The 16,016-nt window shown below is 55.2% G+C and carries 17 protein-coding genes; 10 read left to right on the plus strand and 7 right to left on the minus strand.

Annotation, left to right across the window (positions count from 1 at the left end; all coding sequences use genetic code 11):
• Nucleotides 1-167 precede the first annotated feature (167 nt).
• Nucleotides 168-1,076, plus strand: coding sequence for a LysR family transcriptional regulator (locus AC6I8B_RS08440; RefSeq protein ID WP_157351948.1), 909 nt, complete (start codon nt 168-170; stop codon nt 1,074-1,076).
• A 260-nt stretch (nt 1,077-1,336) separates the two neighbouring features.
• Here the strand turns inward: AC6I8B_RS08440 and ychF are convergent, their stop codons facing one another.
• Both ychF and pth read right to left on the minus strand, forming a co-directional pair.
• Complete coding sequence (ychF, locus tag AC6I8B_RS08445; protein WP_010245885.1) at nt 1,337-2,428, minus strand: redox-regulated ATPase YchF; 1,092 nt, start codon at nt 2,426-2,428, stop codon at nt 1,337-1,339.
• 108 nt (nt 2,429-2,536) lie between these two features.
• Nucleotides 2,537-3,124, minus strand: a complete 588-nt coding sequence (pth, locus tag AC6I8B_RS08450) for an aminoacyl-tRNA hydrolase (protein ID WP_010245882.1) — start codon at nt 3,122-3,124, stop codon at nt 2,537-2,539.
• Nucleotides 3,125-3,379: 255 nt separating this feature from the next.
• Here pth and ychH point away from each other — a divergent pair, with 255 nt between their 5' ends.
• Complete coding sequence (gene ychH / locus AC6I8B_RS08455; protein WP_010245880.1) at nt 3,380-3,655, plus strand: stress-induced protein YchH; 276 nt, start codon at nt 3,380-3,382, stop codon at nt 3,653-3,655.
• Here ychH and AC6I8B_RS08460 read toward each other — a convergent pair.
• The 4 genes from AC6I8B_RS08460 to lolB all read right to left on the minus strand — a co-directional run bounded on the left by AC6I8B_RS08460 (nt 3,652) and on the right by lolB (nt 7,579).
• Nucleotides 3,652-4,803: a GGDEF domain-containing protein gene (locus AC6I8B_RS08460; protein WP_157351952.1), complete on the minus strand. Its 1,152-nt coding sequence runs from the start codon at nt 4,801-4,803 to the stop codon at nt 3,652-3,654. The two genes, ychH and AC6I8B_RS08460, sit on opposite strands and share 4 nt — an antisense overlap.
• A 214-nt stretch (nt 4,804-5,017) precedes the next feature.
• Nucleotides 5,018-5,965 carry a ribose-phosphate diphosphokinase gene (prs, locus tag AC6I8B_RS08465; RefSeq protein ID WP_010245874.1) on the minus strand — a complete coding sequence of 316 codons (948 nt, stop codon included), beginning with the start codon at nt 5,963-5,965 and terminating at the stop codon, nt 5,018-5,020.
• A gap of 136 nt (nt 5,966-6,101) precedes the next feature.
• Nucleotides 6,102-6,959 carry a 4-(cytidine 5'-diphospho)-2-C-methyl-D-erythritol kinase gene (ispE, locus tag AC6I8B_RS08470; RefSeq protein WP_010669983.1) on the minus strand — a complete coding sequence of 286 codons (858 nt, stop codon included), beginning with the start codon at nt 6,957-6,959 and terminating at the stop codon, nt 6,102-6,104.
• A complete protein-coding gene (gene lolB, locus AC6I8B_RS08475) occupies nt 6,956-7,579 on the minus strand; it encodes a lipoprotein insertase outer membrane protein LolB (RefSeq protein ID WP_010669984.1) in 624 nt (207 codons plus the stop codon). The genes ispE and lolB overlap by 4 nt, the downstream gene beginning before the upstream one ends.
• Before the next feature lie 216 nt (nt 7,580-7,795).
• On the opposite strand from lolB, the gene hemA reads away from it, so the two are divergent.
• From hemA to kdsA, 6 genes are read left to right on the plus strand one after another with little or no spacing between them, the layout of a single operon-like run.
• Nucleotides 7,796-9,052 (plus strand): glutamyl-tRNA reductase, encoded by a 1,257-nt coding sequence (gene hemA, locus AC6I8B_RS08480; RefSeq protein WP_010669985.1) that lies wholly within the window; start codon nt 7,796-7,798, stop codon nt 9,050-9,052.
• A gap of 42 nt (nt 9,053-9,094) precedes the next feature.
• Nucleotides 9,095-10,177: a peptide chain release factor 1 gene (gene prfA, locus AC6I8B_RS08485; RefSeq protein ID WP_010245863.1), complete on the plus strand. Its 1,083-nt coding sequence runs from the start codon at nt 9,095-9,097 to the stop codon at nt 10,175-10,177.
• Nucleotides 10,177-11,010: a peptide chain release factor N(5)-glutamine methyltransferase gene (gene prmC / locus AC6I8B_RS08490; protein WP_061704036.1), complete on the plus strand. Its 834-nt coding sequence runs from the start codon at nt 10,177-10,179 to the stop codon at nt 11,008-11,010. The genes prfA and prmC overlap by 1 nt, the downstream gene beginning before the upstream one ends.
• 23 nt (nt 11,011-11,033) lie before the next feature.
• Nucleotides 11,034-11,426 carry a SirB2 family protein gene (locus AC6I8B_RS08495; protein WP_022625782.1) on the plus strand — a complete coding sequence of 131 codons (393 nt, stop codon included), beginning with the start codon at nt 11,034-11,036 and terminating at the stop codon, nt 11,424-11,426.
• A 1-nt stretch (nt 11,427) separates the two neighbouring features.
• Nucleotides 11,428-12,237 carry an invasion regulator SirB1 gene (sirB1, locus tag AC6I8B_RS08500; protein ID WP_010669988.1) on the plus strand — a complete coding sequence of 270 codons (810 nt, stop codon included), beginning with the start codon at nt 11,428-11,430 and terminating at the stop codon, nt 12,235-12,237.
• 25 nt (nt 12,238-12,262) lie between these two features.
• Nucleotides 12,263-13,117: a 3-deoxy-8-phosphooctulonate synthase gene (gene kdsA, locus AC6I8B_RS08505; protein ID WP_010669989.1), complete on the plus strand. Its 855-nt coding sequence runs from the start codon at nt 12,263-12,265 to the stop codon at nt 13,115-13,117.
• Nucleotides 13,118-13,407: 290 nt separating this feature from the next.
• On the opposite strand, the gene chaA is transcribed toward kdsA, so the two are convergent.
• Nucleotides 13,408-14,499 carry a sodium-potassium/proton antiporter ChaA gene (gene chaA, locus AC6I8B_RS08510; protein ID WP_010669990.1) on the minus strand — a complete coding sequence of 364 codons (1,092 nt, stop codon included), beginning with the start codon at nt 14,497-14,499 and terminating at the stop codon, nt 13,408-13,410.
• 373 nt (nt 14,500-14,872) lie between these two features.
• Between chaA and chaB the strand changes: the two genes are divergently transcribed.
• Nucleotides 14,873-15,103: a putative cation transport regulator ChaB gene (gene chaB, locus AC6I8B_RS08515; RefSeq protein WP_010245846.1), complete on the plus strand. Its 231-nt coding sequence runs from the start codon at nt 14,873-14,875 to the stop codon at nt 15,101-15,103.
• A gap of 226 nt (nt 15,104-15,329) precedes the next feature.
• Nucleotides 15,330-16,004 carry a gamma-glutamylcyclotransferase gene (locus tag AC6I8B_RS08520; RefSeq protein ID WP_164480396.1) on the plus strand — a complete coding sequence of 225 codons (675 nt, stop codon included), beginning with the start codon at nt 15,330-15,332 and terminating at the stop codon, nt 16,002-16,004.
• Nucleotides 16,005-16,016: the final 12 nt, after the last annotated feature.

Here is a 16,016-nt window from a genome sequence, read left to right on the forward strand (position 1 = left end):
CGGGTGCGGATAGGAGCGAGACAGGCAACTGAGCCTGCACCGGTTTTGCGGTACAGTTTTTGCAACAGGATAATGATTGCTCTCTCACCCTCCGCCTGCACCTGCACCTGATCGTACAGCCTGTCGGAGAGGCCTTCGTTTTCGGTATTCATCCAGGGTAAATAGTCATGCGGCTCCGCCATATAGAGGTCTTTCAGGCCATCGTACAGACCGGCAGCATCAGCGCTGCGGCGCGCTTGCTCAATGTCTCGCAGCCGAATATCAGCCGTGTTCTGAATCATGCTGAACAGCAATTGGGATTTGCGCTGTTTGAGCGACGTATACAGGGAATGAGTGTGACGGCAGAAGGACGACGTCTGCTGCCTGAAATAGACGATCTCTGCCAGCGCCTGCAATCTATCACCCAGCTTACCGAACAGCTGCGGCGGGGCGAAGGGCAATTAGTTCGCGTCGGCGCGGCTCACGCTTTTGGTCAGATGGTTTTGGCGCCCGCATTGGTCACCTGGCGGCAACAGATGGCCTCGGTCAGTGTCGAACTGGTCACCGAGCACTTTAATACCTTATGCCAGATGATTCTGGATAATCAGCTCGATTTCGCGCTGGTTTTTGGTCAGCAGGTCGATGCGGATCTTCTGGCTGAACCACTGTTTCAGTCTTCGATGGTCGCGTTGTTACCGCTCAATCATCCCCGTAATGAACCCGTTACGCTTGCGTGGTTATGCAACAATAATTTACTGATGATGCAGGCTCAGGATCCGCTTGGACGCGTACTTCACCGAGCGTTGCGCGATAAAAAATTGAATCCCGCCGTGTCGTTGTCGATTAAAACCTATTCGGTCATTGCGGATATGGTGCTGGCAGGCGGCGGTACGGGCGTCGTGGATCTCTTCACCGCCTGTCGCTATGCCGAACAGCTAAAGCTGCTACCCATTGCGCAACCCTTGCCGTTTGAAGTGATGCTGATTAGCCGCCGTGACCAGCCACAGTCGCAGTCCACTCTGCAACTTAAGCAGGTCATCCGTAACAGACTGTGGGAGATCGCCCGGCAGTGCGAAACGCAGTTTATGGGTGGCTGAATAAGCGCCGCTTTCAGGTGAAGAGCAGGGGAAAGGGGGTGCTCAGGCAGCATCAGATTCGTTCGCTGACTTTTGCACCAGAAAGAGCGGAGCTCGAGCAATAAACCTTTTTAAGGTAATGATTGCGGCATTGTTGAAATGTGCTGACAGAGACTATTGAGACGGCGTTGAAATGAAAAATCCACGCAAATGCGTGGATTTAATTGTTTTCTGTGATGGTCATGAGATTCAGTAAAACCCCATGAGACAACAATTTTTAATCAGACGTTGAACAGGAAGTTCATCACATCGCCATCTTTCACGATGTACTCTTTACCTTCTGAACGCATCTTGCCGGCTTCTTTAGCACCTTGCTCGCCTTTATAAGCGATGAAATCTTCAAACGCGATGGTCTGGGCGCGGATAAAGCCTTTCTCGAAGTCAGTGTGGATTTTACCGGCTGCCTGCGGAGCTGTCGCGCCAACCGGGATGGTCCAGGCACGTACTTCTTTTACGCCAGCGGTGAAGTAGGTCTGCAGGTTCAGCAGGGAGTAACCGGCGCGGATAACGCGGTTCAGGCCTGGCTCTTCCAGTCCCAGCTCTGCCATGAACTCGTCACGGTCTTCATCTTCCAGCTCAGCAATGTCCGACTCAACGGCGGCGCACACTGGCACCACGACTGAACCTTCCGCTTCGGCGATAGCGCGCACCTGATCCAGGTACGGGTTGTTCTCGAAACCATCTTCATTGACGTTAGCTATGTACATGGTAGGTTTCAGAGTCAGGAAGCTCAGATAGCGGATTGCCGCTTTGTCGTCCTCATCCAGATTCAGTGAACGCAGCATGCCCGCTTCAGAAAGATGCGGCAGACACTTCTCCAGCGCAGCCAGCTCAGCCTTAGCATCTTTGTCGCCGCCTTTGGCTTTCTTCTGCACGCGCTGAATCGCACGTTCACAGGTTTCAAGATCGGACAGCGCCAGCTCGGTGTTGATCACATCAATATCTTCAGCCGGGTTAACTTTGCCCGCCACGTGGATGATGTTGTCGTTTTCAAAGCAGCGCACCACGTGGCCGATCGCTTCGGTTTCACGGATGTTGGTCAGGAACTGGTTGCCCAGACCTTCACCTTTTGACGCGCCTTTTACCAGACCGGCGATATCGACGAATTCCATGGTAGTCGGCACCACGCGCTGCGGCTTAACAATCTCAGAAAGCTGGTCGAGACGCAGGTCAGGCATCGGCACCACGCCCGTGTTTGGCTCAATGGTGCAGAAGGGGAAGTTAGCCGCTTCGATGCCCGCTTTAGTCAGCGCGTTAAACAGAGTGGATTTACCGACGTTCGGCAGGCCCACGATACCGCATTTGAATCCCATGGTTTGATACCCTTTATAACTGGATGGACAGTGCGCCAGAAGGCGGACTGTCGGAGACGAATTGAAAAATTTCGCGCATTATACACGGAATCACGACGATTCGGGCGTTTAAGCAGGCTTGAAGGCGTGCAGCCGGTTCATCGCCTTGATACGATCCTCTTTCAGCCACAGTTCGGTGCAGCGCGCCGCCTCATCAATGGCATCATCAATCAGCTTCTGCTCACTGGCGGGCGGCTTGCCCAGCACAAATCCGGTCACCTTGTTGCGATCGCCGGGATGCCCGATACCGATGCGCAGCCGATGGAAATTGTTGTTGTTGCCCAGTTTGCTGATGATATCTTTCAGCCCGTTATGGCCGCCATGCCCGCCGCCCTGCTTGAACTTCGCCACGCCGGGTGGCAGATCGAGTTCATCATGCGCCACCAGGATCTCTTCTGGCGCGATGCGATAAAAGGTCGCCATCGCCGCCACGGCTTTCCCGCTCAGGTTCATAAAGGTGGTCGGCACCAGCAGGCGCACATCCTCTCCGGCTATCGCCAGGCGCGCGGTATAGCCATAGAATTTGCCTTCCTCTTTCAGTGACTGATTGTGGCGCTCAGCCAGTAAATCCAGATACCAGGCACCCGCATTGTGGCGCGTGGCGGCATATTCAGCGCCTGGATTGGCAAGGCCCACAATCAGTTTAATGCTGCTCACAATGATTATCCTGCTGTTATCGCGAAAGGGCGTTAGTTTACTTCGCCACGGGCGAGATGACAAAGTACAAGCATCGAAATGGTTCATGACGGTGATTAATCATTTTCTATCGAAATCAACAGGCTGCAATCAGGGCCAGTTAATTATTTATGGCTGATGTGTGATCCAGTCCGCAACGTTATCTTCACCCATTGCCTAAGCTTATGGCACTTAACATTGTGTGCGGTTATTGACTCATATGGATGGAGGTGCAGCATGAAACATCAACACTGCCGCGTAGCGGGTAACAGCTTGATGGTACTGGGATTAGTCACAATGGTGCTGGGCGTGGGTTTCTCAATTATGAACCAGCTTCCCTCGCTTGATCTGCCAGATGCGCTGGCGCAGGGCGCAATCCTCGGCATCTTTGTTGGTGCAATGATGTGGCTGGTCGGGGCGGGTCTGAGTGGTCGTGAAAAGGTTGAAGATCGTTATTACTGGCATCGTCACTATGACAAACGTTGTCGCCGGTCACACAATTCTCACCATTAACTGATGCCAGCAGTGACCGGATGCTGCGCGATGCGGTTCCGGCCGCTGGCCTTGGCGTGATAGAGCGCTTTATCCGCCAGTGCGAGTAAATCGTCAAAACCCTGCTGCTGATGTGTGACCGTGGCAAACCCAATGCTTACCGAATAGGCAATTGAATTGGGTTGTGACGCACAGACCTCCCGCCGAATCGTCTCGCACCAGGCCTCTGCCTCTGTTGCCGCCGCCGGAATTATCGCCGCAAACTCCTCTCCGCCCAGTCGTGCAAAACGCCCCTCAGCCGGTATCAGCCCTCTGACAATGTCGCAAAAGTGAATCAATATCTGGTCGCCCTGTTGATGGCCATACCGATCATTAATGCTCTTAAAATGATCCAGATCGAACAGTATCGCGCTAAAAGGTCGGTTCTGACGGCGGCATCGCGCCACAATCTTCTCTGCTTCATTAAATAAAGCCCGACGATTCCAGACGCTGGTCAGAGGATCGTGCATCGAGGCATGCTCTAAGACTGACTGCATCCGTTCATTCACCATGGCCAGGATAGTAAATGTCAGACCGATGACAAACAGAATCGATTCCAGGATGACGTAAATCGAGAAGTTTGATCCGCCAATGGCGCCAGGCAGCGTGCTGGGAATCGCGCTGTCCAGAAACAGGCGAGCCAGGTGAAACAGCAAATGGATCCACAGCAGCAGCTGTGCAGGCCAGAAGGTCACCTTTAGCGTGGCACGCGCCAGCCAGACCAGCTGGATCAGTGCCGCGGTATAGACGATGCAGGCGATGCAGAGCACCAGCACCCGTTTGGGTAAGCTGTAATAGAATGCCGGGAAACAGCAGAGGAGTGCCCAGAGCAGGGCGCCCAGCAGCCAGTGAGTGCCGATGGGCTTACCGCAGAAGCGCCGGAACGCATTTAACAATCCGCCGTAAGCCAGCATCACTAAAACGTTACCCACTGCAACGGGCAGGAAATGCAGGCCACTGCTGCGCAGGCTACTTAAGAATACGGCAATCAGGGTGAAAACCAGCGACAGGCAGGTGAAGCCGAGAACGCGATCATACTGCGATCCGATCCAGGCAAAAAACATGATGATGCTCAGAAAACCCAGCACATAAAGCTCGCAGACAAATAACGTATAGATATCGAGGCTCATGGCGGTCAGGGTTCTTATGAGAAGTGCGCTGCAAATTACCACTTAACGGCACAGGGCAGAAGCGGGGAACGCGGCGTTTTATCAAAAGAGTGGGTGGCGTTGAAAACAGGCGATTTTGGGGAAATTTATCGCGAAAATATCAGAAAAAGAAGCGCGTTAATCGGGCGCCCGGCAGGCATAAAAAAACCGGGCACAGGGCCCGGTTCCGCAAAGATTAATGCTCGAACATTGCCGAGATTGACTCTTCGTTACTGATGCGGCGAATGGCTTCGGCCAGCATGCCAGATAAGGTCAGCGTGCGCACATTCGGCAGTGACTTAATCTCCTGAGAGAGTGGGATGGTATCGCAGACGATTACCTGGTCGAGCACAGATTTACGCAGGTTTTCAACCGCATTGCCGGAGAAGATCGGGTGGGTCGCGTAAGCAAATACGCGTTTAGCACCACGCTCTTTCAGCGCTTCAGCCGCTTTGCACAGCGTGCCGCCGGTGTCGATCATGTCGTCGACCAGCACGCAGTCGCGGCCAGCAACGTCACCAATGATGTGCATCACCTGAGAAACGTTCGCGCGAGGGCGGCGTTTATCGATGATGGCCATATCGGTGTCGTTCAGCAGTTTAGCGATAGCACGGGCACGTACTACGCCACCAATATCGGGAGAAACAACAATCGGGTTTTCCAGACCGATCTGCATCATATCTTCCAGCAGGATCGGACTGCCAAATACGTTATCAACCGGGACGTCGAAGAAGCCCTGGATCTGCTCGGCGTGCAGGTCAACCGTCAGAACACGGTCAACACCGACGCTGGAAAGGAAGTCTGCCACTACTTTAGCGGTGATAGGCACACGCGCGGAACGCACGCGGCGATCCTGACGGGCATAACCAAAGTAGGGGATGACTGCGGTAATACGACCAGCAGAAGCACGACGCAGCGCGTCGACCATCACAACCAGTTCCATCAGATTATCGTTGGTGGGGGCACAGGTGGACTGGATGATGAAAATATCACCACCGCGTACATTTTCGTTGATCTGTACGCTCACTTCACCATCACTGAAACGTCCTACAGCGGCGTCTCCCAGGCTGGTGTAAAGGCGGTTGGCAATACGTTGTGCTAGTTCCGGGGTGGCGTTACCAGCAAATAGCTTCATATCAGGCACGAGAAGAACCTCAGGCTTTGCGTCCAGAGAATGAACGGCATGACTGTAACCGGCGCGTACGGTCATGTGCGTTCACACGGGTGTGTTGATGCGAAACGTGCAGTGTCCGGAACGTGGTGACACTGTCACGCATTCGCTAATCGCCTCGCAGGGTACGCTGTAGCGGCGAAACATTTACGCCCCGGGCTACAAATGCGCGTACCCCATTCGGGGCAAGCTCCAGCACCTGGCGGGCAGCAGACTCGGTGTCGAATTCAGCAAACACACAAGCGCCCGTGCCAGTCAGGCGTGACGGCGCGTATTCTAGCAGCCAGGAAACAAGCTCATCAACCTCACGAAAACGTTTTCTTACCACTGCTTCACAATCATTGGTGAAGGGTGATGCTAAAAGCGTCGATAAACTGCGCGATGGAGTATCTCGCGTCAGTTCGGGGTCGTTGAATACTACTGGGGTGCTGATATTCACGCCGGGATGGGCGACAAGATACCACTTTTCTTCCGGCTCTGCGGGATGAAGTTGTTCACCCACCCCCTGGGCGAAGGCCGCGAAGCCTTGGACAAACACCGGCACATCCGCGCCCAGCTTCACGCCCATCGCTGCCAGCTCATCCGGCGTGAAGCCGGTTTGCCACAGATGATTCAGCGCCACCAGTACGGTTGCCGCATCAGAGGAGCCGCCACCGAGACCGCCACCCATGGGCAGGTTTTTCTCAACGGCAATCTGCGCGCCCGCGTGAGCGGACAGGCGATTGTTATCCTGCGCCGCCTGTTTCAGCATGTTTGCGGCGCGGACAATCAGGTTATCCGCATCCGCAACGCCTGCCACGGGCGTTAACAGAGTAATCGAGCCGCTTTGATCGACAGTAATCTGCAGCTGGTCACCGTAATCAAGAAACTGAAACAGCGTCTGCAGGTTGTGATAGCCGTCGGGACGACGGCCGGTGATGTAGAGAAAAAGATTCAGTTTTGCCGGGGCAGGCCAGTGGGTGATCATTGAACGGTCCAGCCGTCCATACGCAGTTTAATCCGCTGGTCACCCTCTTTCAGCTCCAGGCTCGAAGGCAGCGGCGGGGTGACTTTGCTGTCGTAGCCCGCAATAGAGACCTGCCAGTTCTGACCGTCGCGGCTGTAGTTCAGGCTGCTCAGCTGATAGCTCTCATTGAGCTGATAGTCGGTGGCATCGCCTGGCAGACCCATCATCCACTGGCGCAGATTCGCCAGCGGAATGTTCATGCCGGTCAGCTGCGAAATCATTTTCTGCGCATCGTTGCTGACGTAACGCTTGCCTTTGTTATCGACGATCTGTACCACCGAGCCCTGCGCATCCAGCTGCAGTTCGGTGCTGCCCAGCGGATTGGTCAGCAGCAGGCGATAGCGATCGGGCGCGGTCTGCTGCCAGTTGAAGCGGGCATAGACTTTCTGCTTGTCAGAAAGATAGGCAAAGGCGCCGCGGGTCTGATAGTGCGTGACCTTTGAGACCGCCTGCTGATGCTGTTGCCACTGTGGCGCGGTAACGCTGGGGCCCGGGCCTTGCGGTTTGTTGACGCTACAGGCTGCCAGCAGCACGCTGGCAAGGGGCAAAAGGCGCAACAGATTGCGTGGTGAATTAAGCATCAAGTGGTCATCTCCTCGGACACATTTATTATTCGTAACGGATAACGCTAACCGTCCCGGTTTTAACCGTCAATGCTGTTATGCAGCAAATTGAGCACGATCGGGTTAATCTTATTACAGTCATAGGCTTTGTATGGCTTTTCTTGATCTGCCGCATCTTGTAGAATGCGCCTCACAAAACCCTGACATTATTGGGACATCCCAACCAAAACCGCTATGACGCTGCTCGCTCTCGGAATCAATCACAAGACAGCCCCCATTGCTCTGCGCGAACGCGTCTCGTTCGGGCCGGAGACGCTTGAGCAGGCGTTAAACAGCCTGTTATCACAGCCAATGGTGCAGAGCGGCGTGGTGTTGTCCACCTGTAACCGGACTGAACTCTACCTGAGTGTAGAGCAGCAGGCCGATTTACAGGCGCGTCTGGTGAGCTGGTTATGCAATTATCATCAGCTGGATGAAGAGGATGTGCGAAACAGCCTCTACTGGCATCAGGATAACGAGGCGGTCAGCCACCTGATGCGCGTCGCCAGCGGACTCGACTCACTGGTGCTGGGCGAACCGCAAATCCTCGGTCAGGTCAAAAAAGCCTTTGCCGACTCCTCACGCGGTCAGGCGCTGAGCAGTGAACTGGAACGCATGTTCCAGAAAACCTTCTCGGTTGCCAAACGCGTACGTACGGAAACCGATATCGGTGCCAACGCGGTGTCGGTGGCGTTTGCCGCCTGTACGCTGGCCCGTCAGATCTTCGAATCGCTCTCCTCCGTCAATGTCTTACTGGTTGGCGCAGGTGAGACCATTGAGCTGGTGGCGCGTCATCTGCGTGAACATCAGGTCAAAAATCTGATCATCGCCAACCGTACCCGCGAACGCGCCGAAACGCTGGCGTCGGAAGTGGGTGCAGAGGTGATCACCCTGGCGGAGATCGACGCCCGTCTGGCAGAAGCCGACATTATTATCTCGTCAACCTCCAGTCCGCTACCGATTATCGGTAAGGGGATGATGGAGCGCGCGCTGAAAGCGCGACGTAACAAGCCAATGCTGCTGGTCGATATTGCGGTTCCGCGCGACGTAGAGCCGGAAGTGGGCGACCTGCCTAACGCCTATCTCTACAGCGTGGATGACCTGCAGGCGATCATCGAGCAGAACCTGGCGCAGCGCAAAGCGGCCGCGGTTCAGGCCGAAAGCATCGTGGTTCAGGAAAGCAGCGAATTCATGGCGTGGCTGCGCTCACAGGGCGCGGTGAATACGATTCGTGAATATCGTTCTCAGGCGGAAGAGATCCGCGCTGAGCTGGAAGGCCGTGCGCTGCAGGCGCTGCAGCAGGGTGCCGATCCGCAGAAAGTCATGCAGGAACTGGCGCACAAGCTGACCAACCGTTTAATACACGCTCCAACTAAATCACTTCAGCAGGCCGCCCGCGACGGCGATAATGAACGCCTGCAGATTTTACGCGACAGCCTGGGTCTCGATTAGGCACACTGCTGTCGCCACCTGTTACGGGAATCCCACATTTAAATGAAAACCTCTATAGTTGCCAAACTGGAAGCCCTGCAGGAGCGCCACGAAGAAGTGGAAGCGATGCTGGGCGATGCAGGCGTGATCGCCGATCAGGAGCGTTTCCGTGCGCTGTCACGCGAATATGCTCAGCTGACCGATGTGACCCGTTGCTTCCGCGACTGGCAGCAGGTGCAGGAAGATATCGAAACCGCGCAGCAGATGCTCGACGATCCTGAAATGCGTGACATGGCGCAGGAAGAGTTACAGGAAGCGCGTGAGAAGAGTGACGTGCTGGAGCAGCAGTTGCAGGTTCTGTTGCTGCCGAAAGATCCCGACGATGAGCGCGCCTGTTTTATCGAAGTGCGCGCCGGAACCGGCGGCGATGAAGCGGCGATTTTCGCCGGCGATCTGTTTCGCATGTACAGCCGCTATGCCGAAGCGCGTCGCTGGCGCGTGGAGATCATCAGCGCCAATGAAGGCGAGCATGGCGGTTACAAAGAAGTGATTGCCCGCGTCACCGGCGAAGGTGCCTATGGACGCCTGAAGTTTGAGTCAGGCGGCCATCGCGTGCAGCGCGTGCCGGAGACCGAATCCCAGGGCCGCATTCACACCTCAGCCTGTACCGTTGCCGTGATGCCGGAAATCCCGGAAGCGGAACTGCCGGAAATCAATGCGGGCGATCTGAAGATCGATACTTTCCGCTCATCCGGCGCAGGCGGTCAGCACGTTAACACCACCGACTCCGCTATTCGTATTACCCACCTGCCAACCGGTATCGTGGTGGAGTGTCAGGACGAACGTTCACAGCATAAAAACAAAGCCAAAGCGCTGGCGGTGCTGGGCTCGCGTATTCATGCTGCAGAGATGGCCCGCCGTCACGCCGCCGAAGCCAGTACCCGACGCAACCTGCTGGGCAGCGGCGATCGTTCTGACCGTAACCGCACCTACAACTTCCCGCAGGGCCGCGTGACCGATCACCGGATCAACCTGACCATCTACCGTCTGGATGAAGTGATGGAAGGGAAACTCGACAGCCTGATTGAGCCGATTGTTCAGGAGTACCAGGCCGATCAGCTGGCGGCGCTGGCTGGTCAGGATTAATGGATATTCGTCACTGGCTGAAACAGGCGATCGCCACGCTGTGCGGTGGTGACAGTCCGAAGCGTGACGCAGAGATCCTGTTAGGTTTTGTGACCAGCAAATCACGCAGCTGGTTAATCGCCTTTGATGAAACGGTGCTCAGCGATGAGCAGCTGACGCAGCTGGATAGCCTGCTGGCGCGTCGCGCCCGCGGTGAGCCGGTGGCGCATCTGGTGGGCGAACGCGAGTTCTGGTCGCTGCCATTGCGCGTCAATGACGCCACGCTGATCCCGCGCCCGGATACCGAACTGCTGGTTGAACAGGCGCTGGCGCATCTGCCCGCGACACCGGCAACCATTCTGGACATGGGCACCGGCACCGGAGCGATTGCGCTGGCGCTGGCCAGCGAGCGTCCCGATTGTCAGGTCACCGGCGTGGATCGCATTGAAGCCGCCGTTGAGCTGGCGAACAGTAATGCGCAGCAGCTCAGCCTCACCAACACCACCTTTCTGCTCAGTCACTGGTTCCAGGCGCTGACGCCACAGCGCTTTACCCTCATTGTCAGCAACCCACCCTATATAGATGCCAGCGATGTTCATCTGGAGCAGGGCGATGTGCGCTTTGAACCGCGCAGCGCGCTGGTGGCGGATGAAGCGGGACTGGCGGATCTGCGTACGCTGATCGAGCAGGCACCCACGTGGCTGCTGCCGGGTGGCTGGCTGCTGCTGGAACATGGCTGGCAGCAGGGCGAGGCGGTGGCCACGCTGATGCGGCAAAAAGGCTATCACGCCGTGGAAACCGTCGATGATTACGGTGGCAATCCGCGTGTGACCTTAGGTCAGCTCCCTTCATAAAAGCGCTTTGAAAAGGATTCATGATGTTCGCCTTTTATCCCCTGATTAAAAATCTGCACATCTTAACGGTGGTGCTTACCGTGACGCTGTTCCTGCTGCGGTTTTACTGGCTGCGCCGTGGATCGGCAATGATGACGAAACGCTGGGTGCGCATCCTGCCGCACGCTAACGACACCCTGTTACTGGTGACCGGCGTCTCGCTGGTGATGATTACCCACTTCTATCCCTTTACACCGCAAGGAAGCTGGCTGACGGAGAAGCTTTTAGCGGTTATCATCTACATCGCCTTAGGATTTGTGGCATTGAGTCGCCGTCCACGCACTGATCGCACCCGCTGGATCGCTTTTCTGGTAGCGTTAATCGCCCTGGTGGCCATCATTAAGCTGGCGCTGACCAAAATGCCGTTATGGGGATAGCATGACCTCGACCGAACAATTAGATTTCAGCCAGACACCGCTGTGTGAAGCGGTGATTGGTGCCACGCTTGCCATCCGCGCCGATTTCCCGGCGTTGTCGGTGGAAGCACAACTTGCGGCGTTAGTCGCCGAAGCACGTGACTATGTCAGCCATACCGAAGATGCTGACATGCAGCTCGAAAAGCTGCTGGAACTGTTCTATCGCCAGTGGGGATTTTGCGGTGCCAGTGGCGTCTACAATCTTTCTGATGCCCTCTGGATCGACAATGTGCTGAAGACCCGTCGGGGCACGGCGGTGTCACTGGGCGTTATCCTGCTGCACATCGCCGCCGAGCTGGAACTGCCGTTGATGCCGGTGATCTTCCCGACGCAGCTGATTCTGCGCGCCGACTGGATTGATGGCGATAAGTGGATGATCAACCCGTTTAATGGCGAAACCCTTGACCGGCACACGCTGGAAGTGTGGCTCAAAGGCAATATCAGCCCGACAGCGCGTCTGTATGACGACGATCTCGACGAAGCCAAAACCGTCACCGTGATGCGCAAGATGCTCGACACGCTGAAAGCGGCGTTGATGGAAGAGAAGAAGATGGAGCTGGCGCTGAACGTCAGTCAGGTGCTGTTGCGTATCGATCCTGACGATCCCTACGAAATTCGCGATCGCGGTTTGATCTACGCGCAGCTGGAGTGCGAACATATCGCCCTGAATGATTTAACGTACTTCGTTGAGCAGTGTCCTGAAGACCCGGTCAGCGAAATGATCAAAGTTCAGATTCACGCAATCGAACAAAAACAGGTCACGCTGCACTAAGCGGACCCACTGAAAAGGAAAGGGCATGACACAGAAAGTCGTGAGTATTGGCGATATCAAAGTTGCAAACGATCTGCCATTTGTACTGTTTGGCGGGATGAACGTTCTGGAGTCGCGCGACCTGGCGATGCGCATCTGCGAACACTACGTTACCGTCACCAGTAAGCTTGGTATTCCTTACGTATTCAAAGCGTCATTTGATAAAGCGAACCGCTCCTCTATTCACTCCTATCGTGGCCCTGGCCTGGAAGAGGGGATGAAGATTTTCCAGGAGCTGAAGCAGGCTTTCGGCGTCAAAATTATCACTGATGTGCATGAAGCGTCCCAGGCGCAGCCGGTCTCTGAAGTGGTTGATGTGATCCAGCTGCCCGCGTTCCTGGCGCGTCAGACTGACCTGGTGGAAGCGATGGCGAAAACCGGCGCGGTCATTAACGTCAAGAAGCCCCAGTTCGTCAGCCCGGGTCAGATGGGCAACATCGTTGATAAGTTCGCTGAAGGTGGCAACGAGCAGGTCATCCTGTGCGATCGCGGCAGCAATTTCGGCTACGACAATCTGGTTGTCGACATGCTCGGCTTTAACGTGATGAAGAAAGTCACCAAAAACAGCCCGGTGATTTTCGATGTCACCCATGCGCTGCAGACGCGCGATCCGTTTGGCGCAGCATCAGGCGGTCGTCGTGCTCAGGTGGCTGAGCTGGCGCGTGCCGGTATGGCGGTCGGCATTGCCGGTCTGTTTATCGAAGCGCACCCGGATCCTGAACACGCCCTGTGTGACGGCCCGTCCGCGTTACCGCTGGATAAGCTGGAGCCATTCCTGGTGCAGATGAAAGCGATTGACGATCTGGTGAAAAGCTTCCCGGAACTCGATACCAGCAAATAAGTTTGCAGTAAAAAAGAGCACTGAGTCGCTTAATAAGATTGTGGGAAAGTGCTGCTGGATTCGCTGTGAAATTGAGCCAGTTCAGAGAACAGGGGCAGATCGAAAAGACGCTAAAGCCATCCATGGCCGCTCGGCCCGCGCCGTCCCTGGCGCGGGACGCTTTTCTCCTCTGCCCCTGTTCCCTTCACGTCGAGTTCATCTGTTGCTGCCAGATGTATTCTGACCTGGGTTTTCAACGACAAAAAAAGAGCGATGATTCGCTCTTTTTTTTCGCCTGAAATCCGGTGACGTTACAGCATGATGGTCATCAGATAACCGATAAACAACGCCAGATGCGCGGCTCCATTTAGTACATTTGTGCGTCCGGTCGAGAAGGAGAGCTGACAGAGAATCAGCGACGCCATCATAATCACCATCTGCGGCGGCTCCAGACCAAATATCAGCTCCTGTCCGGTCAGGGTGGCGATAATGGTTACCGCCGGTACCGTGAGTGAGATGGTCGCCAGCACTGAACCAAAGAAGAGGTTCATGGCGCGCTGCACCTGATTCATCAGCACGGCCCTGATCGCCCCCAGGCCTTCCGGTGAGAGGATCAGCAAGGCCACCAGGAAACCGGTAAACTGTGCCGGTGCATTCAGATCCGTCAGCAGGCTTTCCAGCGTATTAGCATTCATCTTGGTCACGGCAATGACCGCAATCAGATGCACGATCAGCCAGCTGGTATGCCAGAAGCTGCTGTGGGCAGACGGTTTGCCATGATGCGGGTCGCCATCATCGCTCTCATCTTCATGCTCATAGACAAACAGGCTCTGGTGGGTTTTGGTCTGAATCAGCAGGAACACGCCATACATCGCCGCTGAAATCGCCGCGATCAGCAGTGCCTGAGTGACAGAGAAATTACCGCCCGGCAGTGCGTTGGGAAACACCAGCACCAGAATCGCCAGTGGAAAGATAGCGATCAGATATTGCTTCACGCCCGCCAGATTCACGTATTGCGTCGCAAACTTATTACCGCCCAGCAGCAGCGCAAAGCCAACCAGTCCACCGGTTACAATCATCACGATCGAATAGAGCGTATCGCGCATCAGCCCGGGTGCGGCATCGCCGGTCGCCATCAGCGCCGAGATCAGGCTCACTTCCAGAATCACCACGGACAGACTCAGGATCAGAGAGCCATAGGGCTCGCCCAGCCGGTGCGCCAGCACGTCGGCATGCCGTACAACGCTAAAGGCGCTGCTCAGAATGGCAACCAGCGCCACTAAGTTGATACCGACTACAATCGGAAATGATGTGGTTGCACCAAAAAAATAGAGTATACCCAGCGTGATAAGGGGAAGTATCAGCGAGAATTCCTTGTGACGTGTTTTTTCATGTGAAGGCATTCACCATCCTCTCTGGTTAATGATTATCCGGACACAGCGAGTGCTGCTGTTAGAAATATAATCAGTTTTAGGGCAGGGCGCAGTTTATCTTTTCACCGGTCCGAACGGGAAAAATTTACTGCTTTTTACTTAAATGCAATAAATGGTCGAAACGGTATTAACCTGAAGTTATCTCAAATATTGCAATATTAATCAGGCCACAACAATTTCTCTTTACCCACCTATCTGACCGTCAAAAGCCGGAAAATCTGCTTATCATTGTAACTTGTGTGGCCTGTTTCTGGTTTTTAATTTGAAGGGGAGATAAGTGGCTGTTTGTATTTTCGTTCTGTTGCGCCAGGCTTAACAGGAATCCATAAACTGAGGAGCCGTTATGCCTTACTCTAAACGAACCGACTTACCTGACAACGTAAAACACGTGCTTCCCGCGCATGCGCAGGATATCTATCAGCAGGCATTTAACAGCGCGTGGGAAGAATATAAAGAGGCTAAGGATCGACGCGGCGATGATTCGCGGGAAGAGGTGGCGCACAAAGTCGCCTGGGCAGCCGTGAAAAAAGAGTATGAGAAAGGTGATGACGATAAGTGGCATCCTAAACGTTAACGCCGTCGCTAGCCTGTTCACGCCAAAGGGCCAGGATTATCTGGCCCTTTTTTTCATCTTCGCTATAAGGTTTATCTGGTTTTTTTTAACCTGCGACCGGAATCACGCTTGTAACCCCGCGCGGAAATAGATTAATGTCAATTTGATGAACGAAACGCAGCGCCGTTTTGGAGATCATGTTACAGGAGCCATTCTGCAGGACGCCGTTGATGTTGAGGAGGTCGCATTGCTTACCCGGGAATTTCTATTAAAAGCGGATTGTAAAACGTCGTTCGGGGATATCGAAGAGGCGTTGCTCTGGAGTTGCGAGCAGCGCGCGGCCTCGCTGGCAGCCACGCTGGCCTGTCGTCCCGATCACAGCCCGGTATGGATCTTTGGTTACGGCTCTCTGATGTGGAACCCGATTTTTGAGGCGGATGAAGTGGCGTCCGGTTCGCTGGAGGGCTGGCACCGTGCTTTCTGCCTGCGGCTGATTGCCGGACGTGGCACCGCCACGCATCCCGGCCGCATGCTGGCGCTGAAGCAGGGCGGCAGAACCACGGGTCTGGCGTTTCGTCTGCCGGAAGAGCGGCTGCATGAAGAGCTGGCGCTGCTGTGGAAGCGTGAGATGATCACCGGCTGCTATCTTCCAACCTGGTGTGAATTACAGCTGGAGGATGGTCGCAGCGTCACTGCGCTGACCTTTATTATGGATCCGCGTCATCCGCTGTATGAATCGGACTCCTGCCCGGAGGCGATTGCGCCATTAATCGCCGCGGCCAGTGGCCCGCTCGGCTCGAATGCGCAATATCTGTTTGCTCTGGAAGAGGAGCTGACCCGGCGCGGCATGGAGGAGGAAAGTCTGAGCCGGCTGGCCCATCAGGTGCGGACACTGCAGCAAGCCTGCCTGAAGCAGGCCTGAACCGGGGCTTAA

It is taken from the genome of Pantoea sp. X-Soil-ISGK-285 (assembly GCF_059730815.1).